At 66.7% G+C, this 1,753-nt stretch carries 1 protein-coding gene; it reads left to right on the plus strand.

What is annotated here, in order from left to right:
* The first annotated feature begins 55 nt into the window (after window positions 1-55).
* Window positions 56-1,738 (plus strand): ISAzo13 family transposase, encoded by a 1,683-nt coding sequence (locus ACZ5XS_RS45740; protein ID WP_468661639.1) that lies wholly within the window; start codon window positions 56-58, stop codon window positions 1,736-1,738.
* The last annotated feature ends 15 nt before the right edge of the window (window positions 1,739-1,753 follow it).

Here is a 1,753-nt window from a genome sequence, read left to right on the forward strand (position 1 = left end):
AGGGCTTGCCGGGAAACAAGTCGTGGCTTCCAGCTGCGGGACTCGTTGTTCTGGTATGGGGAGACCGGAGGGGATCGAGGCCGTCCTGGCTGCGAAGTTCCAGGTGTTGTTGCCGCATCTGGACGAGCGGCAGCGTCGGTTGGCCATAGGGGCGGAAGCACTGTCGCTGGGGCATGGTGGGATCAGGCTCGTCGCTGCCGCGGCCGGGGTTCGGGAGGGCACGGTCTCGCGCGGAGCGTCTGAACTGGAGTCCGGTCAGGCTCTGTTGGGACGGGTCCGTCGTCCTGGTGGGGGCCGGAAGAAGGCTGTGGACCTTTATCCGGAGCTGCGGCCGGCGCTACTTGCGCTGGTCGAGCCCGACGAGCGAGGCGATCCGATGTCGCCGCTGCGGTGGACGACGAAGTCGACGCGGAAGCTGGCAGCGGAGCTGACCAGGCAGGGCCATCGCGTCTCCGCCGACACGGTCGCCGGCCTGCTGCGGGAGGAAGGCTTCAGTCTGCAGGCCAACGCCAAGACCATCGAGGGTGCTCAGCACCCCGACAGAGACGCCCAGTTCCGCTACCTCAATGAGCAGGCACGAGACCACAGGGACGCCGGTGACCCGGTGATCAGCGTGGACAGCAAGAAGAAGGAGCTGATCGGCGACTACAAGAACGCCGGGCACGAATGGCGGCCCGCAGGGCACCCCGTGAGGGTCAAGACGCACGACTTCCCCGGCCAGGCCGAGAAGGCGATTCCGTACGGAATCTATGACATGGCGGCCAACACCGGCTGGGTCAGTATCGGCACCGATCACGACACAGCGGCGTTCGCCGTCGCCTCGATCCGGCGCTGGTGGCAGGCCCGCGGCCGGCACGACTACCCCCGCGCCCGCCGGCTGCTGATCACCGCCGACGGCGGGGGCTCCAACGGCTACCGCACCCGCGGCTGGAAGACTCAGCTCGCCGACTTCGCTGCCGAGACCGGCCTTGAGATCACGGTGTGTCACCTGCCGCCCGGCACCTCGAAGTGGAACAAGATCGAGCACCGGCTGTTCTCCCACATCACCATGAACTGGCGCGGCAGACCCCTGACCAGCCATGAAGTCATGCTTCAAACCATCGCAGCGACCACCAGCCGCACTGGCCTCACCGTCCATGCCGAACTCGACAAGGGCCAGTACCCCACCGGCATCCGCGTTAGTGACGACGAGATCGCCGCCCTGCCCATCACCCGCCATCGCTTCCACGGCGACTGGAACTACACCCTCCACCCCCAGCGTCCGATGGACCCGGCGACCACCGGCAGCACACCGGACGAGGCCCTGGCGGGCAGACCGACTCGCCTCACGCGGAGTTCGCTTCAGGACCCGGAACTGACCGGGATGACCCGCCGGCAGCTCAGCGAGCTCATCGACTCGTTGACTCCAGCGATGGAGGCCCAACGCGAGCAAGTGCTGCGCACACGTCGAGGCCATGAGCGCCTGGTGGCCTCTGGCGCAGGTGCCAAAGCCAAGCTCACCTCAGCCGACCGGGTCCTGGTCACCGTGCTCCACCTGCGAAAACTCGCGACCATGGCCCTGCTGGGCCAGCTCTTCAACACCACCGCCATGACCATCAGCCGCGCAGTGAAAGACGTTCGCCCGCTCCTGGAAACCCACGGAGTTCATATCCCCGCCTCAACAGCCCGTTTCCGCACACGGGAAGACGTCGCCAGGTTCCTCGGCCCCGACAAGACCGAGATCAAACCGACGTGTTGATTCCCGGCAAGCCCT

The sequence above is a fragment of the Streptomyces sp. NPDC033131 genome (genome assembly GCF_055578365.1).

Coding starts and splice junctions, on each gene's coding strand:
- ACZ5XS_RS45740 (WP_468661639.1), top strand. CDS start 56: ATGGGGAGACCGGAGGGGATCGAGGCCGTCCTGGCTGCGAAGTTCCAG.